Below are 26722 nucleotides of genomic sequence, written 5' to 3'. Positions count from 1 at the left end.
GCCCCGCCCGCCCCCCCCCCCACGGCCGTGGGCCGTTCGGGGCTCCGTCCCGGGCCCCGCGCCTCAATCGCCGGCGGGGCTGGTTTTGCGGCCTGTTGGACGGTTGAGCCCGTGGGGGTACGGGTTTTGTGGCCTGTTCGTTCGGTCGAGCCGTTCGGGGTGCCCTGGTATGTGGGTGGGTATTTCAGCCCGTCCGGCGTTTGAGGACACGGCCGTGGGCCGTTCTCGGGGCTCCGTCCCGGGCCTCGCGCCTCAATCGCCGGCGGGGCTGGTTTTGCGGCCTGTTGGACGGTTGAGCCCGTGGGGGCACGGTTTTGTGGCCTGTTCGTTCGGTCGAGCCGTTCGGGGTGCCCCGCAGGGCTGGGTGTTGCGAGGCATGCCGCACAGGGTGAGCCCGTCCGGCGTCAGGGACACAGCGCGTCCCGGCCGCACAGGGTGAGCCCGTCCGGCGGTGGAGGACAAGCTCACCGCACCCGCGCAGCCGCACAACGCCCGGTTACCGCACGTGCAGAACCACCTTGCCCCGCATCCCTCCCCCTTCCCCCAGCTCATGCGCCTTCCCCGCGTCCTCCAGAGCCAGCACCGCCGCGATCTCCACTCGCAGGCGGCCCGACTCGGTCAGCGCCGTCAGTTCCCTCAGGCCGAGGTGGTCCGGCTCCACGATCGTGAATCCCGCCCGCAGGCCCCGCCGTTCCGCTACCGCCGACAGATATGTCTCCGCCGGTGACGCGAGGGACACCAGCAGGCCACCGGGGCGCAGGACCTCCAGCGACCGGGGGCCGTACTCGCCGCCGACCGTGTCGAGGACGACGTCCACGTCCCGCACCGCCCGCACGAAGTCGGTCGTGGTGTAGTCGACCACCTCGTCCGCACCCAGCCCGCGGACGAAGTCCTGCTTCGCCGTGCTCGCCGTCCCGATCACGAACGCCCCGCGCGCCTTCGCGATCTGCACCGCGAGATGCCCGACCCCGCCCGCCGCCGCGTGCACGAGCACCCGCTGCCCCGGCCGGACGTCCGCCGTGTCGACCAGCGACTGCCACGCCGTCAGCCCCGCGACCGGCAGCGCCGCCGCCTGCACGTGACTGAGCGCGGCCGGCTTGCGGGCCAGGTGGCGGGCGGGTGAGGTCATGAACTCCGCGTACGCACCCGCCGGTTGCGGCAGGCGCGGCATCCCGAAGACCTCGTCGCCCGGCCGGTACATCGTCACGCCCAGGCCGGTCTCCTCCACCACCCCGGACACGTCCCAGCCCAGCGGCACCGGTCCGTCGGCGAGCAGGCCGCCGGTGGCGCGATGCCAGTGGTCCGTCGGGTTGACGCCCGCCGCATGGACCCGCACCAGCACCTCGGCGGGTCCGGGTGCCGGGCGGGCGGTCTCGACGATCTTCAGGACGTCCGGTCCGCCGAGGGTGTCCTGGCCGATGGCGCGCATGGGGAAACTCCTTTGCCGCGTGGGTGGTTGCCACCACCCTCCGCCGCCCGCACCGCGAGATCGAGTGGCCGGATGGCCAGGGTGTGAAAGGATCTGGCCATGCCGATCCCGCATCGTGTCGTCGTCCTCGCCCTCGAAGGCGTCTACCCCTTCGAGATGAGCATCCCCGTCCGGATCTTCGGCACGGCCACCGGAGCGGCGGGCGAGAGCCTGTACGAGGTGATCACCTGTAGTCCGGACGGTGATCCGATCCGTACCGCCGCGGACTTCTCCGTCACCGTCGAGCATTCCGCCGACGCCCTCGCGACCGCGGACACCCTGGTGATCCCGCCCTTTGCGTGCGGCCCGGACACGGACCGCGAATGGCTGCCGGAGTCGCTCGCCGATGCCCTCGCGTTGCTACGGCCCGGGGCCCGGATCGTGTCGATCTGCACCGCTTCGTACGTCCTCGCGGCCGCCGGACTGCTCGACGGCCGCCCGGCGACGACACACTGGAACGAAGCCGCGCGCTTCCAGCGGCTGTTCCCGCGCGTGCGGGTCGACCCCGGTGTCCTGTTCGTCGACGACGGGGACGTCCTCACCGCGGCGGGGGTCGCCGCGGGCGTCGACCTTTGTCTGCATCTCGTACGTCGTGATCACGGCAGCGAGGCCGCGAACCGGGTCGCGCGGCTGTGCGTCGTACCGCCGTGGCGGGAGGGCGGTCAGGCGCAGTTCATCGAACGCCCCGTGCCGGAGCCCGCGGAGGCGACGACCTCCGCGACGCGGGCGTGGGCGCTGGAACGGCTGCAACGACAGCTGACCCTGGCGGAGCTCGCGGCCCACGCGCGGATGAGCGTGCGGACCTTCTCGCGCCGATTCCGCGACGAGGTGGGCATGACCCCGGGGCAGTGGCTGACGCAGCAGCGGGTCGAGCACGCGCGGCGGCTGCTGGAGACGACGGACTGGCCGGTCGACCGGGTCGCGGGGGAGGCGGGGTTCGGGACGGCGGCGTCGCTGCGGCAGCACATGGCCGCGGCGACCGGGGTGTCACCGATGACGTACCGCCAGACGTTCCGCGCGGCGGCCACACCCCCCACCGCGCACGCGACCGCGCCCGTCACCGCACTCGCCACCGCGCACCCCACCGCGCCCCTCGCCCCCGCGCTGCCGCCGTCACCGACCGCGCCGTAGCCCGTGCCGGATCCGCCGCGTCACCGGCCGGGCGGTGCCATCGGTGGCTCCACCTCCAGGAACCTGCGGTTGCGCGGCCCCTTGTAGAGCAGGGCCTCCCAGCCCGCCGACGTCAGCACCCGCGCGCACTCCGACAGCCGCTGCTCCTCCTCCTGGGCGGCACCGCTGCCCGGCGGCCCCAGCCAGTCCACGCACACCGCGCCCGCCCGGTCGGCCTCGCGCACCCGGTACCCCGTCGCGGTGCGCGCACCCGCCGCGTCCGTCGCCGACGGCGACAGGCCGCCCGCCTCCAGCGCCAGGGCCACCGCGCGGACCGTCCGGCGCAGCTCCCACTCCGCCGGCGCCGCACCCGTCAGGCTGCGTATCTGCAGCAGGCCCTGGTACGCCGTCCGCACCTGCGAGGGCCGGTCCCGGTCCGCGAGCAGTTCCGCCGGGCCGTCTCCCGTGGCCGCCTCGAAGACGTCGGTCACGTCCGCCTCCCTGTGGGCATGTTCCGTCTCCCTCATGAGTCCGCCGTTCGGATCCTGCCGGACCCGCGCGCCCGGGCCGCTCTGGACGCTTGGTCCCGTCGCAGGTCATTCACCCGTGCCTCACCCGGTTCGTCGGCACTGGCCTATCGTGTCCGGGACCCCCGGCGAAGGAGAAGCCATCGATGCGCGGCACCGGCAGTACCGCTGTCACCCGCAGCACCCTGCGGCAACAGATCGCGGACGCGCTGCGTGACGAGGTGCTGGCGGGACGGCTGAAGCCAGGTCAGGAGTTCACCGTCAAGCAGATCGCCGACCAGTACGGCGTCTCGGCCACACCGGTGCGCGAGGCCCTCGTCGATCTGTCCGCCCAGGGCCTGCTCGACTCGGACCAGCACCGCGGCTTCCGGGTGCACCGGTTCACGGTCGACGACTACCGCCGCATGGTGGACGCCCGCTCGCTGGTCATCGACGGCATCTTCCGCCAGGCGGAGCGCCAGGGCCGCAGCACCGTGCCCGGCAAGGCGCTGGTGTCGGTGCGCCGCCGTGCCGAGGAGGCCGCACGCGCCGCACGCGGCGGGGACCTCGACATCCTCATCGGCTACGACCTGCGCTTCTGGAACGAGCTCGGCGCCGTCGTCGCCAACCACTACATCTCCGAGTTCCTGCACCGGCTGCGCGTCCAGGCCTGGGTGTTCGCCGTCCCGTTCCTGCGGGCGGACCCCGAGCTGCGGGACTGGCTGTGGAACCGGCACGAGGACCTCATCGACGCCCTCACCGCGGGTGACCTGGCGGCCGCCCGCACCATCGTCGACGGATACAACGACCATGCGCTCGCCTGGGCGGATCGGCTGGAGCAGTGAGCGTGGACCTGAGTGTCGTCGTCCCGGCGTACAACGAGGAGAGCAGACTGCGGCCCACCCTGGAGGCGATCTGCACCCACCTGCGTGCGGAGCCCGGCCGCTGGGGGGACTGGGAGCTGATCGTCGTCGACGACGGGTCCACCGACAGCACCGCCAAGATCGCCCGGGAGGCCGCAGCCGACGAGCCGCGGATCCATGTGATCGCCGGCGAGGACAACCGCGGCAAGGGCAACGCCCTGCGGCAGGGCGTGCTCGCCTCGTACGGCCGGCGGGTACTGGTCACCGACGCGGACCTCGCGACGCCCATCGAGGAGCTGGACCGTCTCGACAAGCAGCTCGCCGCCGAGGACAGCGCGGCGGCGATCGGCTCGCGCGCACACCCCGACTCCACGATCGAGGTCCACCAGCGGCGGAGCCGCGAGTGGCTCGGCCGGATGGGCAACCGGCTCATACGCACGGTCGCCGTTCCCGGGATCCACGACACCCAGTGCGGATTCAAGCTCTTCGACGGCGACAAGGCACGCGCCGCCTTCGCCGACTCACGGCTCGACGGATGGGGCATCGACGTCGAGATACTGCGCCACTTCCGGCGCGAGGGCTGGCCGGTCACGGAGGTCCCGGTGCGCTGGTCGCACCAGGAGGGCTCCAAGGTCAGACCGCTGGACTACGGCAAGGTCCTGCTGGAACTCGTCCATCTGCGGGCCCGTGCGGTGCGGCGGACCGACCTCCTGGTCGTCGGCCTCTTCCTCTTCGCGGCACTCTTTCTCTACAAGGACCTGTGGGCCGACCTCGGCCACGGCTACCTCGACGACGCGGGACAGGACCAGAACCAGTGGGAGTGGTTCTTCGCCGTCACCGCCGACAACGTGATCCATCTGCGCAATCCGCTGTTCACGACCCTCCAGAACCATCCCGACGGCGTGAACCTGATGGCGAACACCGTGATGCTCGGGCTCTCCGTCCCGCTCACCCCGGTGACCCTGCTGCTCGGGCCCACCGTCACCTGGGCGCTCGTGCTCACCCTCGGCCTCGCCGCGACCGCCACGTCCTGGTACTGGCTGATCGCCCGCCGGCTCGTCGACAACCGGTGGGCCGCGGCCGTCGGAGCGGCCCTCGCCGCCTTCGCGCCGCCGATGATCTCGCACGGCAACGCGCACCCCAACTTCCTGGTGCTGTTCATGATCCCGGTGATCGTGGACCGGGCCCTGCGGCTGTGCGAGGGCCGCGCGGTCGTGCGCGACGGCGTGCTCCTCGGCCTCTTCGCCGCGTACCAGATCTTCCTCGGCGAGGAACCTCTGCTGCTCGCGGCGATGGGCATGCTGTTCTTCGCCCTCGCGTACGCGCTCGTGCGGCGCGACGTGGCCCGGACGGCCTGGCGGCCGCTGCTGCGCGGGATCACGGTCGCGCTCGCGGTCTGCCTGCCGCTGGTCGCGTTCCCGCTGGGCTGGCAGTTCTTCGGACCGCAGAGCTACACGAACGTGCTGCACGGCGACAACACCGCCAACGGACCGCGCGCCTTCCTGGAGTTCGCGGGACGCTCGCTGATGGGCACGGACGAGCGCGCGGACGGGTTCGCCATGAACCGCACCGAGCAGAACGCCTTCTTCGGCTGGCCGCTCGTCGCGCTCACGACGGCGATCGTGGTGCGGCTGTGGCGGCACGCGGCGGTGAAGGCGCTGGCGTTCACGGCGTTCGCGGCGGCCTTCCTCTCGCTCGGCGTGCAGTTCCGCATCCCGTACACCGACATCGTGCTGACCGGCCCCTGGCGGGCGCTCGCCCACCAGCCGCTCTTCGAGTCGGTCATCGAGTCGCGGTTCGCGATGATCTGCGCGCCGGTGCTCGGCATCCTTCTCGCCCTCGCCGTCGACCGGCTGGCCGTCACGAAGGATCGGGTCAATCAGGTCGTGGGTCTCGCGGCGGTGGCAGCGGCGCTGCTGCCGGTGCTGCCGACGCCGTACCCGGTGCGCGAGCGGCAGGACGTGCCGGAGTTCATCACACGGGGGATGTACCGCGCGTACCTCTCCGAGGGTGAATCCATGGTCACCGTGCCGCTGCCGTCCCCCGCCGGCGCGGAGGCCCTGCACTGGCAGTCGGCCACCACGCTGGACTTCCCGGTCGCGGGCGGCTACTTCAACGGCCCCTGGGGACCGGACCGTATCGGCATCTACGGCGCCACGCCCCGGCACACCTCCAACCTCTTCGGCGAGGTCCGCAACTCCGGGCAGGTCCCGGTGATCGGCCCCAACTGGCAGGCCCAGGCCCGCGCGGACCTGGAGGCGTGGCGGGCGGGCGTGGTGGTGCTCCAGCCGCAGTACAACGCCGAGGCACTCCATGCGACGGTGGAGAAACTGCTCGGAAAGCCGGGCAGGCGAGTGGGCGGCGTATGGGTATGGGATGTGGGAACGTCCAGGGACACAGGCGCAGGGGAGCGGTGACGGCAGGTGACCGGCCCTCTTCGCCGAACGTGTCCGTGGCACTACTCTGTCCCGACCATCGCACGACTGCCGCGCCGACCGTGCCCGATCCTGCTGGAGAGCGAGCCTTCCCTTGGCCTGTGACCTGTGGCTGGTCCCCCTCGTCGATGTGCTGTGCCACAGCCCCGACAACCCCTTCGCCGAAGAGATCGCGTCGTACGACAAGGCGCTGACCGACTCCGGTCTGCCGACAGTGCCCGTCTTCGCCTACATGCCGGGCCTGTCGGGCGATGTCGCCCCGGTCGCCGGCTTCGACTACGACGCGCTGCACTTCCTGCGGCGCGCCTACCTGCTCCAGCTGTGCGGGCTCGCGGTCACCCCGGTCGACGAACTGGGCGGCGACTACGAGCAGTTGCTGGAGATGTTCGAGTCGACGGCCCAGCAGTCGCACCTGGTGTGGCACTACGACCACGCCGGGGCGTACGTCCCGGTGGACTTCGCGGCCCCGCTGTTCAACGAGGAACTGCTCGCGGGCGGCGGTCCCCTCGGCTCCACCCAGGGGCTGTTGCGGGAACTGGAATTCGTCGCGCCCGCGATCGGCATCGACGCGGCGAACCCGCCGGCCGCGCCGCAGCCACCGGACCGCCCGACGTCCCTGGAGGAGCCGGCGGGCCCCATTCCGTACGACGAGAGTCCCTTCGCCCGGGAGCGGCACGTGTGGCTGGGTCTGCACGCGGCGGCGACGCGGAGCCTGGGGCAGGGCTCGATGATCATTTTCAGCTGAGTCCCGACGGGGGCACATCCACCGACGCACATCCGCAGCACACGTCCTGAACGCGCGGCCGTAAGCTGCGCGACACCTCCGGCCGGTAGGACCGGTGCATGTCACAGACGAGCACCCCGGTGACGGGGGAGAACGCGGACGAAGCTCTCCCCCGGCCGACGAGTTTCGCGGACGTCAAGGGCTGGTTCTGGCCGGTGGACCAGCTGCTCTTCGACTGGTTCCTCGGCCATCAGCGCGATACGGACCCGGAGGGCCGGGGGGATCTGCTGGAGCTCGGCGCGTACCTCGGCAAGAGCGCGATCTTCACCGCGAGCTATCTGCGCGACGGTGAGGAGTACACGGTCTGCGACCTGTGGGACTCACCGGCGCCGGACGACCCCAACAGCGCGGAGATGAACCGGTCGTACGCGACCCTCACCCGACGCGCCTTCGAGGCGAACTACCTGTCCTTCCACGACGAGCTGCCGCGCATGGTGCAGGCGCCGACCTCGGTGATCACCTCGCAGGTACGTCCCGGCAGTTGCCGCTTCGTCCACGTCGACGCGTCGCACCTGTACGAGCACGTCCACGGGGACATCGCGGCGGCGAAGGAACTGCTGCAGCCCGAGGGCATCGTGTCCTTCGACGACTTCCGGGCGGAGCACTGCCCCGGGGTCTCGGCGGCGGTGTGGGGCGCGGTGGCGACCTCGGGCCTGAAGCCGGTCGTCATCACGGGAACGAAGTTGTACGGCACCTGGGGCGACCCGGCACCGCTGACGGCAGCGCTCCTGGACTTCCTGGCGGACCGGACGGACCTGTGGCACGGGGTGGAGGAGGTGGCGGGCCGCCCGCTGATCCGCATCAAGGGCAACAAGGCGACGCCGCCGCCCCACCCGAAGTCCCGCCACGAGCCGCTCCCGCCCCCGCCGCCGGCCCCGGTGACGGCCCCACCGCTCCCGACGCGCCCTCGCCCGTCGCGAACCCGCCGCCTGGCGAAGGATCTGCTGCCACCGGTGGTGACGAGGGCGCTGACGTCGAAGCGTCCGTAGCTTCGCCTCCGGCGCGGCTGCGGCTGCACGGCCTGTGGTGGTGTCCTCAATCGCCGGACCGGCTTGAAGTGGCCACACTTTCAAGCCCACGGCCGAACAAGGCGGCGCACTTCAAGCCCAGCCGGCGATTTGGGCGCGGGGTCGGGTCAACAGCACGAGCTGGGCGGGGGCTGCACTTCAAGCCCTGAGGTTGGGCGAGCTGCGGGGCTGCACTTCAAGCCCTGGTTCGGGCGAGCTGGCCTGGGCCGGAACGTCAGCCCCGCCGGCGATTGAGGCGCGGGTCAGTGGCAATGGACCGGCGATTGAGGACACCCCGCAGGCGGTGCAGCCGCACACGGCGCGGGCCCGCAAGCCCGGCCAGGTGGGGTCCTGGGGTCAACCCCCAGGCGTCAGCGCGGCGCCTCCGGGGGCCGCTGCCGCGGCATGTTCGGCCGCGTCGGCGGCAACGGCATCCGCCCCCCACCCGCCTCCCGCCCCGCGCCCATCCCGCCGCCACCCGGCACCCCCACCGACTGCACCAGCGGCCCCGGCGCACCCCGGAACTCCACCATCCAGTCCGCCGTCTCGCCCCGCACCAGCTCCGTCACGTCCTCGGAGAATCGCCGCAGCACCCCCAGGCACCGGTCCGCCGCCTCAGCGGCCGTGCCCTCCGCGGGGCCGAGCACTTCCCGTACACACTCCGAGGCCCAGTCGAACTGAAGTGCCTGAAGCCTGCGTTGCACCGCCTGCGCGGTCGCCACATCGCGCATCCAGCCGGAGGTCACCCCGAAGTACCGGTCGCAGCCCAGACACGCCGCGCCCAGCAACAGCAGCACATAGCCCCACCCGGCCGCCCCCGGCAGCGCACCCGTGAGGTCGAGGAGCGGCAGCGCCGCCCCGGCGATGACCCCCGCCGCCGTACCGATCCGCAGCAGCCGTCCCGCGAGCCTTTTGCGGACCCGGTCGTGGAGATACCACTCCGCCGTGCGCAGCGCGCCCATTTCCGCCCAGCGGTACAGCTCGTCGAGCCGTTCCGCGGGCTCTCCCCAGTCGCCGAGCGGAAACGCCCGGCCGGTCAGGTCACCGCGCGGTACCTCGCCGCGTTCCTCCCGGGCCGGCCCCCCGGGCTGCATCTCCGGCTGGCTCACCGGGGCACTCCTCTACGACGTGATGGCGGCGTGACACTGCGTGACGGACGGTGCGTACGTGCATCCGGTGCACGGTGATGCGCCGATGCGCATGCTCTTCCTACCGCCGAATGGTGGGCTGTGTGCCGTAATTCCTGGTATTTCCGCCCCTACGAGGTCCTTGATCAGCTAGGGGTGCCACGCCCTGGTCACTCGAAAGAGTTGTCAGGACAGGGTGCGGCGCGCCGCCCGGTGACCACGTAGGCTCGGCTTACCGAACAACCGTCGTCGAAGTGCCTGGAGTGACCGTGATTCCCGGTGGTGGCCAGCCCAATATGCAGCAGCTCCTTCAGCAGGCCCAGAAGATGCAGCAAGACCTCGCACAGGCGCAGGAAGAGCTGGCGCAGACCGAGGTCGAGGGCCAGGCGGGCGGTGGGCTGGTGAAGGCCACCGTCACCGGCTCCGGCGAGCTGCGGGGTCTGGTGATCGACCCGAAGGCCGTCGATCCCGAGGACACCGAGACCCTGGCCGACCTCGTCGTCGCCGCCGTCCAGGCGGCCAACGAGAACGCGCAGCAGCTCCAGCAGGAGAAGCTCGGCCCGCTCACGCAGGGTCTCGGCGGCATGCCGGGACTGGGCTTCTAAGGCCGGGGCACACCAACTACCGTACGTAGAGCCACAGAAGAAGGAAGGCGTCCGTTGTACGAAGGCGTGGTTCAGGACCTCATCGACGAACTGGGCAGGCTGCCCGGCGTCGGTCCCAAGAGCGCGCAGCGGATCGCCTTCCACATCCTTCAGGCAGAACCGACCGATGTCCGCCGCCTCGCGCACGCGCTGCTCGAGGTGAAGGACAAGGTCCGCTTCTGTGCGGTGTGCGGCAACGTCGCACAGCAGGAGCAGTGCAACATCTGCCGCGACCCGCGCCGTGACCAGTCGGTCATCTGCGTGGTGGAGGAGCCGAAGGATGTCGTCGCGATCGAGCGGACCCGGGAATTCCGGGGCCGCTATCACGTACTCGGCGGGGCCATCAGCCCCATCGAGGGCGTCGGTCCCGACGACCTGCGGATCCGTGAGCTGCTGACCCGCCTGGCGGACGGCACGATCACCGAGCTGATCCTGGCCACGGATCCCAATCTGGAGGGCGAGGCCACCGCCACGTATCTGGCGCGCATGATCAAGCCGATGGGCCTCAAGGTCACCCGGCTGGCCAGCGGTCTGCCCGTGGGGGGAGACTTGGAATACGCCGACGAGGTCACGCTGGGGCGTGCCTTCGAGGGGAGACGACTTCTCGATGTCTGACGCCGCACTGCACGCAACGAGCCAGGACCCGGACGACTTCGCGGTCCAGATCGCCGACTCGATCGAGTCGTTCATCGTCGCCACCACCGAAGTCGCCAAGGGCGACGAGCCGGACAGCGCTGTGCCCTTCCTGCTGCTGGAGGTCTCCCAACTCCTGCTGACCGGCGGGCGGTTGGGTGCGCACGAGGACATCGTCCCGGACGAGCGCTACGAGCCGGACACCGGTCCCGACCTGGACATGGACGATCTGCGCGAGCGCTTCGCCGTGCTGCTCGACCCGGTGGACGTCTTCTCCGAGGTCTTCGACCCGTACGAGCCGCGCAAGGCACCGGTCGCGTACCGGATCTCCGACAACCTCGCGGATGTCGTCACCGATCTGCGCCACGGCCTCGCGCACTACCGCGCCGGGCGGACCAGCGAGGCGCTGTGGTGGTGGCAGTTCTCCTACTTCTCCAACTGGGGGCCGACCGCGTCCGCGACCCTGCGCGCCCTCCAGTCGCTGGTCTCCCACGTCCGCCTGGACCAGCCGCTGGACGCGCTGGACGGTCTGGACACGGACGAGGACCTCGCCGACGACGCTCTGGCCGAGGAGGCCGGGAAGGTCATGGCCGAGGAGATCGCCGGCCCGCTGGGACTGCGCACCGTCACCTGACGCGCCGGGCGCGCACCGAGCCCTGAGTACCTGGTCGTGGGAGCGCGGGGGCGGTACGTGTGAGCCGCCCCACATCTCGCGTACCCCGCGTCCGGTCGGGCAGGAGTCGATCCGAGCGGCCGCAGCCCCCTCGTGGTGATCACACAGTGAGCGGGACATCTCACGATGTGATTGCCCCGGGTCGGAGTGCGGCCGCTCGTTAAACTGAGCCGACCGCAGTAATTGGCTGTGGTGGAGAAACCGAGCGAGGAGCGCACGTGGGCCTTGTCGTGCAGAAGTACGGAGGTTCCTCCGTTGCCGATGCCGAAGGCATCAAGCGCGTCGCCAAGCGAATCGTGGATGCCAAGAAGAACGGCCACCAGGTGGTCGTCGTGGTATCCGCGATGGGCGACACGACGGACGAGCTGATCGATCTCGCCGAGCAGGTATCCCCGATCCCTGCCGGACGCGAATTCGACATGCTGCTGACCGCAGGAGAGCGGATCTCGATGGCCCTGCTGGCCATGGCGATCAAAAACCTGGGCCACGAGGCCCAGTCGTTCACCGGCAGCCAGGCCGGCGTCATCACCGACTCGGTGCACAACAAGGCGCGCATCATCGATGTGACGCCGGGCCGGATCCGTACGGCGCTCGACGAGGGCAACATCGCCATCGTCGCCGGCTTCCAGGGCGTGTCCCAGGACAAGAAGGACATCACCACCCTCGGCCGTGGCGGTTCCGACACCACCGCCGTGGCCCTCGCCGCGGCGCTGGACGCCGAGGTGTGCGAGATCTACACCGACGTGGACGGCGTCTTCACCGCCGACCCGCGTGTGGTGAAGAAGGCCCGGAAGATCGACTGGATCGCCTCCGAGGACATGCTGGAGCTCGCCGCCTCCGGCTCCAAGGTGCTGCTGCACCGCTGCGTCGAGTACGCACGCCGATACAACATTCCGATCCACGTCCGCTCGTCCTTCTCCGGACTGCGCGGGACCTGGGTCAGCAACGAGCCGCAGGGAGACCAGCAGGTGGAGCACGCCATCATCTCCGGAGTCGCCCACGACGTCTCCGAGGCCAAGGTCACGGTCGTCGGAGTGCCGGACAAGCCGGGCGAGGCCGCGGCCATCTTCCGCACGATCGCCGACTCCGAGATCAACATCGACATGGTCGTGCAGAACGTCTCGGCGGCCACCACCGCCCTGACCGACATCTCCTTCACCCTCCCCAAGACCGATGGCGCCAAGGCCATCGACGCCCTGGAGAAGGCGAAGAGCGCGATCGGCTTCGAGTCCCTGCGCTACGACGACCAGATCGGCAAGATCTCACTGGTCGGCGCCGGGATGAAGACCAACCCCGGTGTCACGGCCTCCTTCTTCGAGGCGCTCTCCGACGCGGGTGTGAACATCGAGCTGATCTCGACCTCCGAGATCCGCATCTCGGTCGTCACGCGCGCCGATGACGTGAACGAAGCCGTCCGCGCGGTGCACACCGCCTTCGGCCTCGACTCCGACTCCGACGAGGCGGTCGTCTACGGGGGCACCGGACGATGATCCGCAAGCCGGCACTCGCGGTCGTCGGAGCGACCGGAGCAGTCGGCGCGGTGATGCTCCAGATCGTCTCGCAGCACGAGGACGTCTGGGGTGACGTACGACTGGTCGCCTCCCCGCGCTCCGCCGGCCGCAAGCTGGCCGTGCGCGGGGAGGAGACCGAGGTCGTCGCGCTGAGCGAAGAGGCCCTGGAGGGCATCGACGTCGCGCTCTTCCTGGTGCCCGCGGAGGTCTCCGCACAGTGGGCGCCGATCGCCGCCGCCAAGGGCGCGGTGGTCGTGGACAGCTCCGCCGCCTTCCGGGCGGACGCCGAGGTCCCGCTGGTCGTCCCGGAGGTCAACCCCCATGCGCTGCGGGTGCGCCCGCGGGGCATCGTGGCGAGCCCGCACGACACCACGCTGGCGATGATTCCGGCCATCGGTGCGCTGCACGCCGAGTTCGGGCTCGACGAACTGGTGGTCTCCTCCTACCAGGCCGTCAGCGGCGCCGGCCGGGACGCCGTGGCCGCGCTGCGTACGCAGATGTCGCTGGTCGCCGGTACGGAGCTGGGCACGGGCCCGGGCGACGTCCGCCGGGCCGTCGGCGACGAACTCGGACCGTTCGCGGCGCCGCTCGCGCTCAATGTCGTGCCGTGGTCCGGGAGCGTGGAGGACGGCGGCTGGTCGTCCGAGGAGCTCGGGCTGCGGTCCGAGACGCGGAAGATCCTCGGCCTGCCGTCCCTGCGGGTGTCGGCGACGTTCGTCCGCGTGCCCGTGGTCACCGCACACTCCCTGGCGGTGCACGCGCGCTTCGAGAGCGAGGTGACGGTGGAGCGGGCGCACGACATCCTGGCCACCTCGCCGGCGGTCGTGCTCTACGACGATCCCGAGGCCGCGGACTTTCCCACTCCGGCCGATGTGGTCGGGACGGACCCCACGTGGGTGGGCCGGGTGCGCCGGGCGATGGACGACCCCTGCGCGCTGGACCTCTTCCTCTGCGCCGACAACCTCCGCAAGGGCGCCGCGCTGAACTCCGCGCAGATCGCCGAAGCCGTGGCCGCCGAACTCGCTTCGCCGGGTTCCGGGTAACCGGGTTCCGGATCACGTGGCTCCCCGGGTCCGGTCACTTGGTTCGGGTTACCGGGTTCCGGGGCTGCCTGGTTCCCCGGTAATCCGGCGCGAGGCCGCCCGGGTCTTTGTAGGATCTGTGAACGCCCTGTGATCAAGTCGAAGGTCTGTACCGCTTGTCCTCGGGTGTGTGAATGTTCGACTATTCGCTTCCCGCCATCTGCAACCGGCAGCAGGGCGGGAAGCGTCTTTGCGGTCGCCCCTGTTCGGTACCGCGAAAAAACGGGGCAATGGGGAAGAGCGAGTACGCATGAGGGCAAATCGATCACTGTCAAAAGCGGTGGCGTACGCGTACAACCCTGACGGGGGGAAGCGTGTCCAACAGGCGTGGCAGAGGTACTCGACATCGCAGGGGTGGTCCCGGTTCGCGGCGCAACAGTGCGCCCGCTCCGCAGACCCCGCCCGTCCGGCGGCATGCCGGTGATCGCCCCCATGCCCGCGCCACGAGCCGGCCGCGTCACGCCCCAGCGCGAGAGCGCTGACGAGGCCATGGCTGCGGGTACGACCGTCGATCACCTCACCGAGACCTACCGCGCCCACTACCGGTCGCTGCTGGGTCTCGCCGCGCTGCTCCTGGACGACACGGCCTCCTGCGAGGACGTCGTGCAGGAAGCGTTCATCCGTGTCCACTCGGCGCGCAACCGTGTGCGTGAGCCGGAGAAGACCCTCGCCTATCTGCGGCAGACGGTCGTCAACCTCTCCCGCTCCGCGCTGCGCCGCCGCATCCTCGGACTCAAGCTGCTCTCCAAGCCGATGCCCGACATGGCGAGCGCCGAGGAAGGGGCGTACGACCAGCTGGAGCGCGACGCGCTGATCAAAGCGATGCGCGGACTCCAGCGCCGCCAGCGCGAGGTGCTCGTGCTGCGGTACTTCGCCGACATGACGGAAGCCCAGGTCGCCGAGACGCTGGGCATATCCCTCGGGTCGGTGAAGGCGTACGGCTCGCGCGGCATCGCCGCACTGCGCGTCGCCATGGAGGCGACGGCATGAGCGGGCACAGGAACAGGTTTGAGCGGCATGGGCCGGACGGGCCGTTTGACGACCGGACTGGAAACGGAATTGTGAGCAACGGGCCGGAAAACGAGCTCGGCGGCCTCGAAGAGGCGCTGGGCGGCGACGAACAGGCCCTGCGCCGGCTGATGCAGGGCGCAGTGCAGGACCTCGAGCCTTCCGAGGGAACCCTCGACCATCTGCGCAAAGCGGTCCCCGCCCGCCGTGCGCGCAAGCGGCAGGCCCTCGTCGGTGTGGCCGCCGCGGCAGTGCTGATGGGCACGGCGGTCCCCACCTTCGTGCATGTCGCGAGCTCGGGCACCAGTGAGAGCGCGAACCCCGTCAACGCCGGACACGGCGAGCAGGCGCAGGGCGGTACGGGTGCCGAGACGGGTGATGTCGGCGGCGAGAAGGGCACGGACCATCCCACCGGCGGACCGGACGGCACGCCGACCAGCGCGCCCGGCTCCAGCCCCGCGGTCGGGCCCCGGCCCGGCACGGGCACCGGGGACGGCGGCACGGGTGACACGGCGGTCCCGCCGGGCGTCAACGCCTCGGACCTCCCCCTCTGCGACGCCGCCCAGCTCGGCGGCACCTCGACCGCGAGCCCCCCGGACGCCGACGGCAAGGTCTACGGCACCTTCCGCGTCGCGAACGTCTCCACCACCGAGTGCATGATCAACGGCCAGGGCAACGTCGGCTATCAGGCCATGGGCGCGGCCGTACAGGACAAGATCCAGGTCCAGACCCACACCACGGGCGACGCGGCGACCGGTCTACCCGCCCCCTCGCAGGAGGCACCGGAGCTGCTGCTCGCGCCCTCCGCCGCGTACGAGGTGAAGTTCGCCTGGGTCCCGAGCGAGACCTGCCCCACCCCCGGCTCCCCCGAGCCCACGCCCACGGACGGCGGCTCCGGGGCGACGACCACGGGTACGGGCGCGTCCGCGGAGAACGCCCAGACACAGCTCCTCGTCGAGGACGGTGTCTCCGACGGCAGCGTCGAGGTGACCCACGTCCCCGAGGCGGGCGCCCCGGGAGCGGGCGTGACGGTCCCGAACGCCTGCGCGGGCACCATCTACCGGACGGGCCTGCTGAACGCGTCGTAGGACTGTATGCCGGGCTGTGGCTGTGGCTGTGGCTGTGGCTGTGGCTGTGGCTGTGGCGTGCCGGGCCGTGGCTCGGCGCCGCGACGGGCGGGGGCGCGAGTGGCGAGCGGCCGCGGATGGACTCTGTGGGCCTGTTCCGGTCAGGGGAGCGGGCCCACAGGCATGTCCGCGTCGGGGGCGGGGAGTTTGCCGACCCGGTTCCTGGGGCGGCGGCTCGGGCGGGCTGGGGTCGGCCTGGGGCCGGCCCGGGTGGGTCTCGGCGCGGCGCGGGCCGGGGTCGGTTCGCTCGGACCGGTTGGGGCGTGGCTCGGCTCGAACCGCTCGGCGTGGCTCGGGTCGGCTGGGGCTCGGCGGTGGTCGGACCGCTCGGCACGGCCCGGCTCGGACCGCTCGGCGTGGCTGGGCAAGGCGCGGCTTGAAGGGCCCCGCTCGGCTCGTCTGGGGCTCGGCGCGGGTCAGACCGGCTGGGGCTCGGCGCGCCCGAACCGTGCGGCCCGGCTCAGACCGGTTCGGGCTCCAGGCCCAGTGCGCGGTCCCTCGCGGCCTCCGCCTCGCGGCGCAGCAGCCGGAACCACATGAACACCACGAAGGCCGCGAACACGAACCACTCCCCGGTGTAACCCAGGTTCTGGAACGCCTTCAGGTCCAGCCCGCTGCCCTCCGGCACCGACGCAGGCACCGGCACGAGGCCGCTGTCCGCCGTGGTCATGGTGACCCAGCCGTCGTACACGTCATCCGGTACGAGGTTGACCAGTGAGGCCGCACTGATCATCCCCAGCTGCCCGCTCGGCAGCCCGCCGGCCGTGTGAACCCCGTCCGTGCCCGACGTCTCGGACGCCTGGAGCGCACCGATCACCGTCACCTGCCCGCCCGGGGCCGCCGGGGCCGGCTTGCCGCTGGCCAGCCAGCCCCGGACGACAGGCAGCGTCCGGCCGCCGTCGGTCTTGAGCAGCGTCAGCACGTACGAGCCGTTCCGGCCGTCCAACTCCCGGTCGGGCACCAGGAACTGCCTGCCGTAGACCCCGGTGGCGGTGGCGGGCCGCCCCGACGTCTCCTGGTCCACGGGCAGCAGCTGCTCGAGCGGAGCTGCCACCTGTTCACCGGGGGCGGGCCTGCTTTCGGCCTCCTGATGGGTGTCGACCCGGTCCTCGAACTTCCCGAGCTGCCAGGACCCCATGAAGATGCAGAAAGGGATCGCCAGCACGACGAAGACGTTGATGCCCCACCAGCGGGGTGTCAGCAGGAACCGGTACACGCCCCCACGGTACGGAACCCTTCGCGGCTACTCCGTCGCGACCCCCTCTCCGAGAGGCGCGGTTGCGTCTCCCAGATGCGCCGCGGCGAAAGCGATCTCCAGGCCGACCTGCTTGATCCGCTCCTCCACCACGAGCGATCCGTGTCCGGCGTCGTACCGGTACACCTCGTGAACCGCGCCGCGTGCCGCCAGCCTGTCCACGTAGTTCTCCACCTGACGGATGGGGCAGCGCGGATCGTTGACGCCCGCCGAGATGTAGACCGGAGCCCGGACCGCGTCCACGTACGTCAGGGGGGACGACGCCTCGAACCGCTCGGGCACCTCCTCCGGCGTACCGCCCAGGAGGGTGCGGTCCATCGCCTTCAGCGCCTCCATCTCGTCGTGGTAGGCCGTGACGTAGTCCGCGACCGGCACCGCCGCCAGCCCGACCGCCCAGGCCTCGGGCTGGGTGCCGAGGCCGAGCAGCGTGAGATATCCGCCCCAGGAGCCGCCCGCCAGGATCAGTTTGGCGGGGTCGGCGAGCCCGGAGGTCACGGCCCATTCGCGGACCGCCGCGATGTCCTCCAGCTCGATCAGCCCGACCCGGTGCTTGAGCGCGTCGGTCCACGCCCGCCCGTATCCCGTCGAGCCGCGGTAGTTGACCCGCACGACCGCGTAGCCGTGGTCGATCCATGCGGCGGGACCGGCCGCGAAGGCATCGCTGTCGTGCCAGGTCGGGCCGCCGTGGATCTCGAACACGGTCGGCACAGGGCCCGTGGTGCCGACGGGGCGCTGCACCAGCGCGTGGATACGGCCACCGGGGCCTTCCACCCACGCGTCCTCCACCGGCACCGACTCGGGCGCCGTCATACCCGGAGGGTCGAGCACGACGCCGCCGGCGGTGGAGCGCACCTGCGGCGGCTGCGCGGCGGACGACCACAGGTACTCCGCCTCGCCGTCCGGGCGGGCCGTCGCGCCGGAGACCGAGCCCGGCGGGGTCTCGATCCGTACCAGCTCGCGTGTCGCGAGGTCGTAGCGCCACAGCTCGCCGCGGGCCTCGAAACTGTGCGCGACCAGCAGCCCTGAGCCGTCCGGGTACCACTCGGCGTTCACATCGCCCGGCAGGTCCATCGCGAGATCGGTCTCCTCGCCCGATGCCACGTCCCAGATCATCGGCTCCCAGCGGCCCCGCCGCTGATGCCCCACGAGCAGCCGGGTGTCCCCGTCCACCGGGGCGAAGCCGAGGACTTCGAGTCCGAGCTCCTTCGTGCCTCCCTCGGTGTCGTCCAGCTCGGCGACCGGGCTGCCGTCTATGCGGACGACGCGCAGCGCCGAATGCATCGCGTCCCCGTGCTCGGTGTGCTCGATCGCGACGAGCGTCCCGTCGTGGGACAGGTCCCCGACCCCGGCCGACTCCCGGTGCCGGTAGATCTCCACCGGCAGGGCACCCTCCCGGACGACATGGATCGTCGTGCCGTCCTCGTCGGTCGACCGGCCGACCACCGAGGCGCCGTGACGGCCGATCGCCAGCCCCGCCGGATAGGAGGGCGCGAGTCCCGGCGCCGCGGGCTCGTCGTCCCCGCCGGCGAAGGGCTGCCGCATCCATATGCCGAACTCGTCCCCGTCGGTGTCCGAGAACCACCAGAGCGACGCACCGTCGGGCGACAGCACTCCGTCCGTCGTGCCGTTCGGCCGGTCCGTCGCCTGCCGCTGCTCGCCGGTCGAGCGGTCCCAGGTGTACAGCTCGTACGTCCCGGTGGCGTTCGACACGAAGAGTGCGTGGTGGGGCGCGTCCTCGGCCCAGTCGGGCAGGGAGACGCGCGGCGCACGGAAGCGCTTCTCCCAGTCGGGCATCGAGTCAGTGATCTCAGTCATGACCCCATTCTGCGCCGCACCCTCCACAAACCGTCGACGTCCTCCCCAGCCTGTGGACAACTCGGCGTATGTGGACACCCCGGCCACCCGTTCGAGGACTCGGGTCGATTGTCAGTACCCCGGTGCACACTCCCCGTATGACCGAACTGCGCAGGACAGTCGAGACCTACTGGTCGGCCGCGGAGGCCCGGGACTGGTCGGCATTCGCGACCACCCTCAGCGACGACGTCGTCTATGAGCTGCCGCAGACCCGTGAGCGGATACGGGGCAAGGACGCGTACGTCCGGTTCAACCGCGAGTACCCGGACACCTGGCACATCAGCGTCCACCGCCTGGTCGCCGACGCCGGGAGCAATCATGTGGCGACCTGGGTGCACGCCGTGGTGGGCCGGGAGGGGATGGACGCCGTCACGTTCTTCACGGGCGACGACGACGGCAGGATCACGAGGATCACCGAGTTCTGGCCGGAGGCGTACGAGCCCCCGCCGGGCCGCGAGCACCTGGTCGAGCGCTACTGAACGGCGCCCAAGCGCCACACGGCCCGTGGCTCAGGGCAGTCGGACGTCCGGCCCGTCTGCCCGTACCGCGACCGCCGCCGCATAGCCGGTGTCGACCGGCAGGTCCGCGAGCAGCCAGTCGGTCAGCTCGGCGGGTCGGGGCCCTGCCCCCACATAGGTGACGGACACGTCCTCGCTGAGACCGACTCCGGCCGCTTTCAGCACGGCTTCCTTGCGGGTCCAGCAGCGCGTGAAGCCGAAAGCCCGTTCACCCGCGGGAAGGGCCGCCAGCTCCGCACGCTCCCGCGGGTGCAGTTGCGCCGCGACATCGGTGATCGTGCCGGCGTTCGGGACGATCTCGACGTCGACCCCGACCGGCGCGGACGCGAGGGCGAGCAGCACCATGCCGCTGGTGTGCGAGAGCGAGAAGTGCACCTCGCCGCCGGGGACGACGGGCCGTCCGTGGGGGCCGCCGCAGTGGGCACACGGCTCGCGGTCCATCGCGACCTCTTCGGGCGCGAGCCCGAGGCGTTCACCGAGGATCCGGCGCAGGGCCACATGGGCGACGGCGTAGGCGTCCCGGTCGGCCGGCCGGAAGAAGCCGTCGAGCCGCTTGGACTCCTCGGCGTCGAGGAGGTGGCGATGGGCGAGTGCGTCCTCGGTGTGGTCGGCGACCCTGCCGGACCACAGCAGTTCCACGCCGGGGGGCGGTGCCACCGGTTCGCGGTCGGTCGGTATCCCCGTCGACATGAAGTCCCCTTCCTCAGGCCAGTAAGCGTAGCCAAGCGATCGTCCCAAACTAACGGACCTTTGGTGCCGTTAGGATGGGGTGGGTGAACGCGCAGCTCTTCGCAGCGGCCGATCACCGCAGTTCACCGGGTCAGCCCGGCGAGACGAAGGAGAGCCCGGGATGACGACCGAGAAGGCGACCGACATGGCAACCGAGAGCGCGCCGTCGGAGGGTGCCGGCATCGCGTTGGTGGAGGCGGCCGGGACCCCGGGGACCATTCGTCCGGGTGGCCGCACCGCCCGCGTCCGGACCGCTGTTCTGGAGGCGGCGGGCGACGCCCTCGTCGAGCACGGATTCCACGGTCTCGACCTCGCCGATGTGGCCCGGCGGGCGAACGTCGGCAAGACGACCGTCTACCGCCGCTGGTCCACGGTCACCGGGCTGGTCGCCGACCTGCTGGAGGACATGGCCGAGCAGTCCGTGTCCCGGACGGACACGGGAAACCTCTCCGACGACCTCCGCGCCAATGCCCGCCTCGTCGTGGAAACCCTCACCGATCCCCGCCAGGGCGCCCTGTTCAAGGCGGTGATCGCCGCCGCCACCTGCGACGACCGCACGACGCAGGCCCTGAACCGCTTCTACGCCACCCGCATCGAGGAGTGGGCGCCCTGCGTCGAGGCGGCCGTGGCGCGCGGTGAACTCCCGGCGGGCACCGACGCGCGTGAAGTGATCCGCGCCGTGTCCGCCCCGCTGTACTACCGCCTGCTCGCCAGTGGCGACCCTCTCGACGAGACCGCGGCTGACCGGGCCGCGACCGCGGCAGAAGCGGCCGCTCGCGCGGGGTCGTATGTCGTGGACGGCCCCGAGGCCCCCTGACGTACGACGAGGACCTGGGCCATGGGGGCGAGGAGCCCCGGGGACATGGGACGAGGGCCGCTGCCGTACCGCGGGGATGGGACGGGCGACGAGGACCGCCGCCGTGCGACGAAAGCCCTCGGGCGTACCACGAAAGCCCCTGGGAGGTACGACAAGCGGCACTCGGGCATACGACGAGGGCCCGACCCCCGCGTGGGGAATCGGGCCCTCGGCTCGTGCAGTTGCCGCGGAGCCGCGGCGCTGTTCGGCTCAGGCTCAGATGTTGACGCCGAAGTCCTGCGCGATGCCGCGCAGGCCGGAGGCGTAGCCCTGACCGACCGCGCGGAACTTCCACTCCGCGCCGTTGCGGTACAGCTCGCCGAAGACCATCGCGGTCTCGGTCGAGGCGTCCTCGCTCAGGTCATAGCGCGCGAGCTCGGCGCCGCCGGCCTGGTTGATCACGCGGATGAACGCGTTACGCACCTGGCCGAAGGACTGCTGGCGGCTCTCGCCCTCGTGGATCGAGACCGGGAACACGATCTTGTCGACCTCGGCGGGCACGCCGGCCAGGTTGACCTTGATCTGCTCGTCGTCGCCCTCGCCCTCGCCGGTGAGGTTGTCACCGGTGTGCTCGACGGAGCCGTCCGGGCTCTTCAGGTTGTTGAAGAAGACGAAGTGCGAGTCGGTGAGCACCTTGCCGTTGGCGTCCACCAGCAGCGCGCTGGCGTCCAGGTCGAAGTCCGTGCCGGTCGTGCTGCGTACGTCCCAGCCGAGGCCCACGACTACCGCAGACAGGCCCGGGGCCTCCTTGCTGAGCGAGACATTGCCGCCCTTGGACAGGCTGACACCCATGGAAATCCCCTGCGCAATCCGGCGCGGGCCGCGCCTCTCTTGACGATTCCTTTGCCCACGAGGGCAACGAGCGACCAGGGGTGTCGGTTCCCCAAACTTCGCATAAGCTTTGACTTATATAAGCGACGGCTGCAAGGCGGATGACGTGCACGCATTCGATGTTCTGGGGGACCCCGTACGGCGCCGGATCCTGGAGCTCCTGGCCGAGGGGGAGCAGCCGTCGGGCACGGTCGGCGCGGTAATCCAGAAGGAGTTCATGATTTCCCAGCCCGCCGTCTCGCAGCATTTGCGGGTGCTGAGGGAAGCGGGCTTCGCCTCCGTACGGGCCGAGGGCGCCCGACGGCTCTACAGCGTCGACGCCGGGCCGCTGTGTGAGGTGGACGAGTGGCTGGACCGGTTCCGTGGCTTCTGGGGACAGCGACTGGACGCGCTCGGCACCGAGCCGGCGCGCGGCAGGCGTGAGCGCCGCGGAAGCGGTCTGGCTGCCGGACAGAGAAACAACGGATAACCGAGTCGTACCGCGCCACGCGCCCGACAAAGATCGGTCAGCTGGGCGGTTGGCGGTCAACGGCGAACACCTGACACACACCGACGTGTCGGCGTGCTCGCGGTCCGGCCTGGGTATGGCTCGGCCGTGAAGTATTCGACGTCCTTGCCGATCAACGCCACCCCCGACCGGATCTGGTCGGTGATGACGGACGTCGAACGCTGGCCGGACTGGACGCCGACGGTGACCACCCTGCACCGTCTGGACCGGGGCGAGTTCGCGGTCGGCAGCAAGGTGCGCATCAAACAGCCCCAGCTGAGGGTCGCGGACTGGGAGGTCACCCGAATGCACCGGCACGCATCGTTCACCTGGGTGTCCCATGTCCCTGGCGTCACCACCAAGGCCGGCCACGCACTGAGCGTCCCTGCTACTCACGGCGCGCCCGTCGAGGTGACACTCGCCCTCGATCAGCGAGGTCCTCTGGCCGGACTGGTCGGTCTGTTCACGGCATCGCTGACGCGCCGTTACATGGAGACGGAGCTGCGCAGCCTGAAGGCGCGCTGCGAGTCGGGGGTGTGACACGACGGCCATGGCAGTGCGGGGCCACGCGCCGGAGGATCACGTACCCCACCGGGCGACGACGGCCTGATCAACCCGGAACAGCGCACCGGAGTCCGCGCAGTTGACACGCCGAACACATAGTCAACTTCCTCGCGAACTCGGTAGGTCCACCGCGGGCCGCACGCGTGCAGCCGCGCTGCCGGCATCTCCATCGCGCCGCCGGGCCTGACGGAGGACGGCGCACCGTGGGCGGAGGTGCGGAAGCCGGCGTTGGACTGACGTGGTGACGGGTGCGGATCGTCCAGCACGGGTGCGGGTGGACCGCTTCGGCCCCGCACCCAGTCCTGGGGTGCGGGGCCGAAGTCATGCGTGCGCCGTGGCCAACTGCTCCTGCTACTCCTGGCCGGTGGTGCGGCGGCGCTTCCACCACACCAGGCCGCCACCGACGGCCGCGAGCGCCGCGGCGATTCCCGCGATCAGTCCGACCGGCGTGCTGGAGCCCGTGTCGGCGAGGTCGCCTTGCGGGTCCTTCCCGCCCGTGCCGCCGTTGTTGCCGGTGGCCGGCGGGGTGGCGGGGCTGGTGGGCTTGTCCGTCGGGTCACCCGGCTTGCCCGGATCACCCGGCTCGGTCGGCGTCGGAGTCGGCTTCGGCCCCGGAGTGTCGTCACCGCCGGAGATGTCCGAGGAGACGGTGTTGCCGCCCAGGAGCAGAAGGTTCGCGTCACCGTCCTTGGCATTGTCCGCCAGCGTGCGCACCGATGACTTCGTCTCGCGAGGAAGGTAACGGTGCTCGGCCTCGAAGCGGACCTTGGTCATGTTCTGCTTGGGCTGCTTGGAGAAGTCGACGCCGCCCACGCTCATGGTGTACGGGCCGCCGCCTGCGTCGTGCTCCCACTCCTGTTCGCCCTCACGCAGCGACTTCAGGTAGGCCTGGTACACGCTCTCCCGCGTCCAGTCCTTGTTCTCGCCGCGCAGCGGCCACGAGGAGACGTCGTTGCTGTTGATGACCTTGCGGTAGTCGGTGGGCGCCTTGGCATCCTGCTGGCGGATGAACTCCGCCGCTACACGCGCCGTGTAGGTGCGGCGCAGATCGGCGTAGCGCGGGTCATTGTTCACGCGCCTTTCGACCTCGGGCATGATCAGCCGGTTCATGCGGTCCTCGGTGGCCTTCTTCTCGGCCTCGTTGAACTCGCACAGGTACGGGTCGCCCGGCATGTTGTCGATCTTCAGGTACTGGGCCTTGACCTTCAGCGGCGTGTCCAGGATGTGGATCCCACCGTTTTCCTCCCGGACGACCGCGGTGCCCGGCTCGATCCAGTTGCGGACCTGGAACCAGCAAGGGACGCCCTCGGCGTTGCGGGGCAGCGACTTCCAGTACTGGTCGGCCTCCGGACGCTTCTTCGGGTTCATCGCATCAGCGAAGTCCCTCTTCAGCTCCAGGTCGGCTTCCAGCAGGACTCGTCCGGCGTCGGTCTTCCCGAACGCGCTGTCCATGATCTTGTCGGGCTGGTCCGGGTTGAGGTTGACCCAGAACTTCTCCGGGCTCAGGGCGAGCCAGGTGAAGAACGCGTCGTTGATGAGCTGTGCCTTCTCCTTGCCTCCCCAGCCGGCGGTGTCCTCGGCGACCTCCTTGGCGGAGAAGCTGTAGTCGACGCCCTTGCCCTTGACCGGCTTGCCGATGTACCGCAGGTCCAGGGTGGTGAAGTCCACCCCACCGGGCCCCTTGGGCTGGAGCCGATTGGGGTCGGCCGCGTTCTTGCGGTCCAGGAACTCCTTCATGTCCTTCGGGGTCGGCCGCGACTCACGGATCAGATCCTGTGCGCCGCCGCCGGTCACCCCCTTGGATCCCGGGGGCTGCATGGTGGTCGACGTGTCCCGTACGCCGCCGCCCGGGGCCAACTCAACTTTACGAGAGCGGTAGTTGTACTCGGTGACCTTGCCCGGAGCGTTCTTCCTCAGCTCGTTCAGGTGGTCCTTGGCGGACTTCTCCTGCGGCTCGGCGAAGACGTACTTCAGCGACTTGACCGGGGATTCCCTCTGCTTCGACCAGGCGATGTCACCCGGCTTCTGCTTCGGATCCGGATGCCCGTTGGACTTGATCTCCAGAGCCTGTCCGGTCCTCTTGTTCCACGCGTCCGCCTGACGCCGGTGAGTCTTGCCGGTGTCGGGGTCGGTGTAGTCGAACTCCTTCTGGCAGATCCAGTCGTCACCGACGAGACCGTGCTCCTTGATGATCTTCTTCTCGAAGGCCTTGCCGCGCGGGTCGTTCCCGGCATTCTTGATCAGGATGATGTCGCGCCAGTAGGTGAAGTCCCCGTACGCGTTCGGGTTCTTCTTGCTGGCCCGGATCCACTTCCACCAGACCCGGTCGACCGGCCGGGACTTCGGAGGCTCCTTGGCCTCCAGCTCCAGGCGCTTGTAGTCCGCCTCGGACGGCGCCTTGAGGCCGTCCCACTGCTTGCCCGGATTTTCGTAGTCGTACGTGTCCCACTGGGACTTCGCTCGCGACGCATCGCCATCGGGCATCTCGACGATGGCAACGAGGTCTTCCGCGAGTTTGAAGTAGTCGCGGCAGAGCATGCCCGGGTTCGGTGGCTTCCCCGGTGCGGCATCTGCGCTGGAGGTCAGGCCCGGAAGGCCGGTGAACGTGAGAGTTGCCGCTGCGGCGACCGCGACGGCGGACGCCAGGCGTGCCCTCACGCGTAAACGTATGAATTTCACGTGCTTTGTCCCTCACCTGCGGGGGCTTGGGGACATGTGTGTGAGCGGTGTGAGCCCCCGTGACATGACACCGTCAGTGCGGCAGCCTAGTACCAGAACTCCGCTTGCACGCAAGCCAATTGAGGACGTGTCGTACGAGCCGCCGCTGCCCTGTCACGGGTGCCGGGTAGGGTCGGCCGGTATGGAGATGACCGACGAGGAATACCAGGAGCTGGCCGAGCTGGACCGCATACGCGCCGGCAATCCCGTCCTGGACGCCTGGCTTCGGATCCAGCAGCAGGAGTTCCCCGCATGGGCCCAGCGGTACGACGGGGACTGGGACTTCACCCCCGCCTCGCTGGAGCGCATCGAGGCCCTGGTTCGCTCCCGCTACACCAGCAGCGACCAGGCATGGGACGAACGCGGCAGCGACTTCCTCCAGACGGCTTCCTGGTACGTGGGTGAGGTCCACAACCGCACGTGCGGCACCCAGTGGCAGTTCCACCCCGACTCGGCGGGCGCGGACCCGGCCGTGTGGCCGTTCGTCACCGTGCCGTTCGACCGGCTCTTCGACTTCGAGGACGAAGACGGCATCGAATCCGACGCAAGACCCCTGTACACGCCGGTCAACCGCCTGTGCGGAATCCTCGACGGTGGTGGCGGGAGTCTGGTCGCCGACTTGGACATCCACACACCGCAGCAATAGTGGTCGGGGTCGCCTCCACCCGCCCTGAAAGAGGGCCGGTCGGTCAGCCCGAGTCTCGCTGGGCAATCCAGAAAGCCGTCAGGGCCTGATCCATTGAATGGATCAGGCCCTGACCTGGTGTTTAACTGTCGGGGTGGCGGGATTTGAACCCACGACCTCTTCGTCCCGAACGAAGCGCGCTGCCAAGCTGCGCTACACCCCGATGTCACCGGCGTCGCGGCGACATCGATTACTTTAGCCCACCCGCGCTCCCAGACGAAATCCGGTTTTCCCGGCCTCCGCCCAC

At 70.4% G+C, this 26722-nt stretch carries 25 protein-coding genes and 1 tRNA gene; 17 read left to right on the top strand and 9 right to left on the bottom strand.

The genetic code is table 11. The annotated features are described in order from the left end of the window. Positions 1-496: 496 nt before the first annotated feature. A complete protein-coding gene (locus tag ABTX78_RS32015) occupies positions 497-1429 on the bottom strand; it encodes an NADP-dependent oxidoreductase (RefSeq protein ID WP_352210283.1) in 933 nt (310 codons plus the stop codon). Positions 1430-1528: 99 nt separating this feature from the next. On the opposite strand from ABTX78_RS32015, the gene ABTX78_RS32010 reads away from it, so the two are divergent. Further along, complete coding sequence (locus ABTX78_RS32010; RefSeq protein ID WP_352210282.1) at positions 1529-2599, top strand: GlxA family transcriptional regulator; 1071 nt, start codon at positions 1529-1531, stop codon at positions 2597-2599. A gap of 20 nt (positions 2600-2619) precedes the next feature. Here ABTX78_RS32010 and ABTX78_RS32005 read toward each other — a convergent pair whose 3' ends face one another. Then, the gene (locus ABTX78_RS32005; RefSeq protein ID WP_502994025.1) at positions 2620-3105 is read right to left on the bottom strand and encodes a hypothetical protein; all 486 of its coding nucleotides are present in this window, start codon (positions 3103-3105) and stop codon (positions 2620-2622) included. A 146-nt stretch (positions 3106-3251) separates the two neighbouring features. Between ABTX78_RS32005 and ABTX78_RS32000 the strand changes: the two genes are divergently transcribed. The 4 genes from ABTX78_RS32000 (at position 3252) to ABTX78_RS31985 (ending at position 8155) form a co-directional block, all read left to right on the top strand. Beyond that, positions 3252-3929, top strand: coding sequence for a GntR family transcriptional regulator (locus tag ABTX78_RS32000; protein ID WP_352210280.1), 678 nt, complete (start codon positions 3252-3254; stop codon positions 3927-3929). Continuing rightward, positions 3926-6364, top strand: coding sequence for a dolichyl-phosphate beta-glucosyltransferase (locus ABTX78_RS31995; protein ID WP_352210279.1), 2439 nt, complete (start codon positions 3926-3928; stop codon positions 6362-6364). Before ABTX78_RS32000 ends, ABTX78_RS31995 begins: the two co-directional genes overlap by 4 nt. A 112-nt stretch (positions 6365-6476) precedes the next feature. Beyond that, positions 6477-7127 carry a putative DNA-mimic protein gene (locus ABTX78_RS31990; protein WP_352210278.1) on the top strand — a complete coding sequence of 217 codons (651 nt, stop codon included), beginning with the start codon at positions 6477-6479 and terminating at the stop codon, positions 7125-7127. 98 nt (positions 7128-7225) lie between these two features. Beyond that, positions 7226-8155, top strand: coding sequence for a class I SAM-dependent methyltransferase (locus tag ABTX78_RS31985; RefSeq protein WP_352210277.1), 930 nt, complete (start codon positions 7226-7228; stop codon positions 8153-8155). A gap of 389 nt (positions 8156-8544) precedes the next feature. Here ABTX78_RS31985 and ABTX78_RS31980 read toward each other — a convergent pair whose 3' ends face one another. Continuing rightward, positions 8545-9282 carry an SLATT domain-containing protein gene (locus ABTX78_RS31980; RefSeq protein WP_352210276.1) on the bottom strand — a complete coding sequence of 246 codons (738 nt, stop codon included), beginning with the start codon at positions 9280-9282 and terminating at the stop codon, positions 8545-8547. 287 nt (positions 9283-9569) lie between these two features. Between ABTX78_RS31980 and ABTX78_RS31975 the strand changes: the two genes are divergently transcribed. From ABTX78_RS31975 to ABTX78_RS31945, 7 genes are all read left to right on the top strand, one after another. Then, entirely contained in the window at positions 9570-9905 is a 336-nt protein-coding gene (locus ABTX78_RS31975; RefSeq protein WP_313948929.1) for a YbaB/EbfC family nucleoid-associated protein, read from the top strand. A gap of 54 nt (positions 9906-9959) precedes the next feature. Then, on the top strand, positions 9960-10559 hold the full coding sequence (recR, locus tag ABTX78_RS31970) for a recombination mediator RecR (RefSeq protein WP_352210275.1): 600 nt from the start codon (positions 9960-9962) through the stop codon (positions 10557-10559). Further along, the gene (locus ABTX78_RS31965; protein ID WP_352210274.1) at positions 10552-11211 is read left to right on the top strand and encodes a DUF5063 domain-containing protein; all 660 of its coding nucleotides are present in this window, start codon (positions 10552-10554) and stop codon (positions 11209-11211) included. The genes recR and ABTX78_RS31965 overlap by 8 nt, the downstream gene beginning before the upstream one ends. A 257-nt stretch (positions 11212-11468) precedes the next feature. Continuing rightward, complete coding sequence (locus ABTX78_RS31960) at positions 11469-12740, top strand: aspartate kinase (protein ID WP_352210273.1); 1272 nt, start codon at positions 11469-11471, stop codon at positions 12738-12740. Further along, complete coding sequence (locus tag ABTX78_RS31955) at positions 12737-13804, top strand: aspartate-semialdehyde dehydrogenase (protein WP_352210272.1); 1068 nt, start codon at positions 12737-12739, stop codon at positions 13802-13804. The genes ABTX78_RS31960 and ABTX78_RS31955 overlap by 4 nt, the downstream gene beginning before the upstream one ends. Positions 13805-14170: 366 nt before the next feature. After that, positions 14171-14833, top strand: a complete 663-nt coding sequence (locus ABTX78_RS31950) for a SigE family RNA polymerase sigma factor (RefSeq protein WP_352210271.1) — start codon at positions 14171-14173, stop codon at positions 14831-14833. Positions 14834-14904: 71 nt separating this feature from the next. Beyond that, positions 14905-15939 (top strand): hypothetical protein, encoded by a 1035-nt coding sequence (locus tag ABTX78_RS31945; RefSeq protein WP_352210270.1) that lies wholly within the window; start codon positions 14905-14907, stop codon positions 15937-15939. A 499-nt stretch (positions 15940-16438) separates the two neighbouring features. Here the strand turns inward: ABTX78_RS31945 and ABTX78_RS31940 are convergent, their stop codons facing one another. Continuing rightward, positions 16439-17194 (bottom strand): SURF1 family protein, encoded by a 756-nt coding sequence (locus tag ABTX78_RS31940; protein WP_352210269.1) that lies wholly within the window; start codon positions 17192-17194, stop codon positions 16439-16441. Positions 17195-17221: 27 nt separating this feature from the next. Continuing rightward, entirely contained in the window at positions 17222-19048 is a 1827-nt protein-coding gene (locus tag ABTX78_RS31935; RefSeq protein ID WP_352210268.1) for a S9 family peptidase, read from the bottom strand. A gap of 137 nt (positions 19049-19185) precedes the next feature. Between ABTX78_RS31935 and ABTX78_RS31930 the strand changes: the two genes are divergently transcribed. Beyond that, entirely contained in the window at positions 19186-19566 is a 381-nt protein-coding gene (locus ABTX78_RS31930) for a nuclear transport factor 2 family protein (protein WP_352210267.1), read from the top strand. A gap of 30 nt (positions 19567-19596) precedes the next feature. Here ABTX78_RS31930 and ABTX78_RS31925 read toward each other — a convergent pair whose 3' ends face one another. Then, on the bottom strand, positions 19597-20295 hold the full coding sequence (locus ABTX78_RS31925) for a 4'-phosphopantetheinyl transferase family protein (protein ID WP_352210266.1): 699 nt from the start codon (positions 20293-20295) through the stop codon (positions 19597-19599). A 184-nt stretch (positions 20296-20479) separates the two neighbouring features. Between ABTX78_RS31925 and ABTX78_RS31920 the strand changes: the two genes are divergently transcribed. Beyond that, complete coding sequence (locus ABTX78_RS31920; protein WP_352210303.1) at positions 20480-21151, top strand: TetR/AcrR family transcriptional regulator; 672 nt, start codon at positions 20480-20482, stop codon at positions 21149-21151. Between the two features lie 255 nt (positions 21152-21406). Here ABTX78_RS31920 and ABTX78_RS31915 read toward each other — a convergent pair whose 3' ends face one another. Next, a complete protein-coding gene (locus tag ABTX78_RS31915) occupies positions 21407-21982 on the bottom strand; it encodes a TerD family protein (protein ID WP_313945043.1) in 576 nt (191 codons plus the stop codon). Between the two features lie 145 nt (positions 21983-22127). Here ABTX78_RS31915 and ABTX78_RS31910 point away from each other — a divergent pair, with 145 nt between their 5' ends. After that, entirely contained in the window at positions 22128-22490 is a 363-nt protein-coding gene (locus ABTX78_RS31910; protein WP_352210265.1) for an ArsR/SmtB family transcription factor, read from the top strand. A 126-nt stretch (positions 22491-22616) separates the two neighbouring features. After that, positions 22617-23048, top strand: coding sequence for an SRPBCC family protein (locus ABTX78_RS31905; protein ID WP_352210264.1), 432 nt, complete (start codon positions 22617-22619; stop codon positions 23046-23048). A 375-nt stretch (positions 23049-23423) separates the two neighbouring features. Here the strand turns inward: ABTX78_RS31905 and ABTX78_RS31900 are convergent, their stop codons facing one another. Beyond that, positions 23424-25730 (bottom strand): LAETG motif-containing sortase-dependent surface protein, encoded by a 2307-nt coding sequence (locus ABTX78_RS31900; RefSeq protein WP_352210263.1) that lies wholly within the window; start codon positions 25728-25730, stop codon positions 23424-23426. A gap of 202 nt (positions 25731-25932) precedes the next feature. Between ABTX78_RS31900 and ABTX78_RS31895 the strand changes: the two genes are divergently transcribed. Then, a complete protein-coding gene (locus tag ABTX78_RS31895; protein WP_352210262.1) occupies positions 25933-26436 on the top strand; it encodes a hypothetical protein in 504 nt (167 codons plus the stop codon). A gap of 128 nt (positions 26437-26564) precedes the next feature. Here the strand turns inward: ABTX78_RS31895 and ABTX78_RS31890 are convergent. After that, positions 26565-26638, bottom strand: a tRNA-Pro gene (locus ABTX78_RS31890). Positions 26639-26722 lie beyond the last annotated feature (84 nt).

This window comes from Streptomyces sp. NPDC096193 (assembly GCF_040302905.1).
Classification (GTDB): domain Bacteria; phylum Actinomycetota; class Actinomycetes; order Streptomycetales; family Streptomycetaceae; genus Streptomyces.
This window is presented reverse-complemented; position numbering and strand designations above follow the sequence as displayed.